General features: G+C 57.1%; 5 protein-coding genes. 3 read left to right on the top strand and 2 right to left on the bottom strand.

The genetic code is table 11. The features are described from left to right. Positions 1-52: 52 nt before the first annotated feature. Complete coding sequence (locus GXX82_05300) at positions 53-145, top strand: AURKAIP1/COX24 domain-containing protein (GenBank protein ID NLT22443.1); 93 nt, start codon at positions 53-55, stop codon at positions 143-145. Here GXX82_05300 and GXX82_05305 read toward each other — a convergent pair. Further along, complete coding sequence (locus GXX82_05305) at positions 110-976, bottom strand: deoxyribonuclease IV (protein ID NLT22444.1); 867 nt, start codon at positions 974-976, stop codon at positions 110-112. The two genes, GXX82_05300 and GXX82_05305, sit on opposite strands and share 36 nt — an antisense overlap. Positions 977-1,018: 42 nt before the next feature. Here GXX82_05305 and GXX82_05310 point away from each other — a divergent pair, with 42 nt between their 5' ends. After that, on the top strand, positions 1,019-2,269 hold the full coding sequence (locus GXX82_05310) for a 6-phosphofructokinase (protein NLT22445.1): 1,251 nt from the start codon (positions 1,019-1,021) through the stop codon (positions 2,267-2,269). A gap of 44 nt (positions 2,270-2,313) precedes the next feature. Continuing rightward, a complete protein-coding gene (locus GXX82_05315; protein NLT22446.1) occupies positions 2,314-3,552 on the top strand; it encodes a GAF domain-containing protein in 1,239 nt (412 codons plus the stop codon). An 85-nt stretch (positions 3,553-3,637) separates the two neighbouring features. Here the strand turns inward: GXX82_05315 and GXX82_05320 are convergent. Continuing rightward, on the bottom strand, positions 3,638-3,765 hold a 128-nt coding region (locus GXX82_05320; protein ID NLT22447.1), incomplete at its 5' end, for an alanine racemase.

Below are 3,765 nucleotides of genomic sequence, written 5' to 3' on the forward strand. Positions count from 1 at the left end.
CGAACTCTGGACAAACAGTTTTTGACTTTCATATACCAAAAGAGGTGGAGCAATGGGCAGTGTGATGAAGTGGAGGAAGAAGAAGATCAGGAAGCACAAATATAAAAAATTAAGAAGAAGAACGCGGCACCAGCGGAGGAAGTAGCGAGCGCATAACCTCCATATTGACTTCGTCCATATTGCCCATCTTCGGCGTCTCCATGACGCCCGCCAGATGGGCAAATCTTTTGTCCCGCACGAGCGTCCGGAAGAATGTGAGGCCGATCTCACCCTGGCCGATATGCCAGTGACGGTCGGCATGGGAACCGGCCCCCGCCTTTGAATCGTTAAGGTGGAAGAGACCGATCCTGTCGAGTCCCAGCGTCCTTTCGAACTCATCGAGGAACCCCTTCCAGGTACCTTTCTTCCTCACGTCGCATCCCGATTCGAAGAGGTGTGCCGTATCGACGCAGAACAGGGTCTTCCCCTTGTTGGAAACGCTCTCGTAGATGCGAGCCAGCTCCTCGATGTCCCTTCCTATAACGTTCCCCTGCCCGGCGGTGTTCTCGATGAGAACCGTTACATCATGTCTGTCATGAACGCGATCTATCGCCTCGGCGGTCATTTTCGCGCCCCAAAGCCTGTCGGGACGGGACCCGGGGTGAACGACGAGAGACCCGATCCCGAGTTTCTCGCACAGGGCGGCCTCATGGAGAAGCCCTCTAAGGTTCCGCTCGTCCCCGTCGATCTTCGCGAGGTTGGGAAGGTAGGACAGGTGGGCAAAAACGGGTATCTCCGCCGACAGGCGGCCGAAGGCCGCGAGGTCGGCGTCGGACATTTCCCTTCGTTCCCAGGACCGGGGATTCTTCACAAAGATCTGCGCCACCTCGCACCCGAGCACCTTCGCCCCCTTCAGCGCGTCGTCGAATCCCTTCGCTATGGAAACATGGAAACCGATCTTCATCGCGGCCCCGATACCGGGAACAGGATAGTACAAAAACCCTTGCAAAGAAAGATGGAAAGATGCACAATGTAGACCATGAACGCAGAGACCATTGGAATTATTGTCGGCGGCGGGCCCGCGCCGGGCATCAACGGCGTGATCAGCGCCGCGACCATCGAGGCCATTAATTCGGGGAAGAAGGTCGTCGGTATCAAGGGCGGTTTCAAGGCCCTTTTCGAGGGACAGAAAGACATATTCATGCCCCTGACCATCGACGACGTCTCCCGGATCCACGCCTCCGGGGGGTCCATCCTCAGGACGTCCCGGGACAAACCGGAAAACGCCAAGGCGAAGTTCAAGACCCTCATGTCGACCCTGAAAGGGGCTGGCATCAAATACCTCATCACCATCGGGGGCGATGGGACCCTCTACATGGCGAACTGGATCGAGCGTGAGGCACGCGGCTCGGTAAGTGTCGTGCACACCCCGAAGACGATCGATAACGACATACCCTTGCCCGGCGGGTTCTCCACGTTCGGTTTCCAGACCGCCCGCCACGTCGGTGTCTACATCGTCAACAACATCATCGAGGATGCCCGCACCATGGGCCGTTGGTATTTCATCACGGCGATGGGAAGGCACGCGGGGCACCTGGCGCTGGGCATGGGCAAAGCAGCCGGCGCGACTCTATCCCTCATACCCGAAGAATTCCCCGAGGAAAAGCTCTCCTTCAAGAAGGTCGCCGACATTCTCACGGGTTCCATCGTGAAACGAAAGAGCATGGACAGGGATTACGGTGTCGCCATCCTTGCTGAAGGGATATCGGAAAAATTCGACCTCGAAGAACTCAGCAAACATGAGGAAGTGGAGCGTAACGAGAAAGGTGAGTTGAAGCTTTCGGAGATACAACTGGGAAGAGTCCTCAGGGATTTCGTCAACAAGACCCTCTCCGAAATGGGTCTCGAGGTCGGGATCGTGGACAAGAACATCGGCTACGAGCTCCGCGCCGCCAACCCGATACCTTTCGACGTGGAATATACACGCAATCTCGGCTATGGTGCAGTCAGGTATCTGCTGAAAGGCGGCACCGGCTCCATGATAGTCGCCTACGAAGGCAATCTGAGACCCCTTCCTTTCGTCGAGATCATCGACTACAAGACGGGGAAGGTCAAGATCAGGACGGTGGATATGGCGACGGAGACGTATGAAGTCGCCAGGAAATACATGATACGCCTTGAGAGGGAGGACTTCGAGGGCTCCCATCTGGCTCACCTCGCCCGGACCGCCAACATGTCGCCGGAAGACTTCAAGGCGCGCTTCGAGTACGTGCTCGGCAACTATGGCTAGACGCCGTCTGCCGGCACGCATTCGCGAGACCCTGCACACATGACATGATAGACGAGCGGAAGAAATTCCAGGAAGTCCTCAATGTCGGCCTTGAAGTGATCCAGACAAGGGATATCGATATCCTCCTGGAACGCATCCTCACGAAGGCCCGTTACCTGACGAACGCCGACGCGGGGTCCATCTACATAAAGGATGGCGATACTCTCCTCTTCCGCTACACCCAGAATGACACGCTGCAGAAACAGCTTCCCGCCGGAAAAAAGCTCATCTACTCAACCTTCACCATACCCGTCAATAACCAGTCCATAGCGGGCTACGTCGCCAACACGGGAGTGGTCTTGAACCTCGAGAACGTCTACCATCTCGACGGGAACGTACCCTTTTCATTCGACCCTTCCTACGACAAGCTCTCCGGATACAAGACGCAGTCCGTGCTTTCCTTCCCACTGAAGACGCACGCCGACGAGGTGGTCGGGGTACTCCAGCTAATAAACGCCACAGCCCGCGACGGGCAGATCGTCCCCTTTCAATCCGACGACGAGCCCTTCGTCGTCCACTTTGCCAACAATGCCGCCATCGCCGTCGAACGGGCCACGATGACACGCGACATCATCCTGCGCATGATCAAAATGGCGGAGCTCAGGGACCCCATGGAAACGGGCGCCCATGTCAACCGCGTTTCGTCCTATTCCGTCGAGCTCTACGAGGCATGGGCGGCGAAAAAAGGCATCAGCAAGGCGGAGGTGGAGCAGAACAAGGACATCCTCAAGATGTCCGCCATGCTCCACGACGTGGGCAAGGTGGCCATAACGGACCTCATCCTCAAGAAACCGGCCCGCCTCGACAGTTACGAGTACGAGGTGATGAAACAGCACACCTACCTCGGGGCACAGCTCTTCGCCCACCAGCGATCCGATTTCGACAGGGCCTCCTTCCTTGTCGCCCTCAACCACCACGAACGGTGGGACGGCAAGGGCTACCCCGGTTACATCGACTTCAAGACGGGCGAGCCGCTGCGGGGTTTCGAGGACTTGAGCGGCCGGGCGATCGGCAAGAAAGAGGAGGAGATCCCCCTCTTCGGCCGCATCGTCGCCATCGCTGACGTCTTCGACGCCTTGAGTTCGGGAAGGTCCTACAAGGAACCCTGGGAGGAAGAGCGCGTCCTCGAAACGATGGACGGCGAGCGGGGCAAGCACTTCGACCCCGAGATGCTCGACGTCTTCTTCTCCATCCTCGACGTCATCCGCAACATCATGCAGAGATACCCGGATAACAACGAATAAAGACGGGTGATGGGTGATGGGTGATAGGAAAGGCTTCATCCTCTCTCCTATGACCTATAACCCATAACCGATGACCTTTTGTCCGCTAGATGTATACCCGTTTGATCCTTCTCGATATCTTGCAGAGTATTTCGTAGGGGATGGTTCCGGCCAGTTCGGCCATTTCGTTGGCGGAAATGCGTGTTCCGCCGATGCCGCCTTCGCCGAGGAGGA

The sequence above is a fragment of the Syntrophorhabdus sp. genome, assembly GCA_012719415.1.
GTDB lineage: Bacteria > Desulfobacterota > Syntrophorhabdia > Syntrophorhabdales > Syntrophorhabdaceae > Delta-02.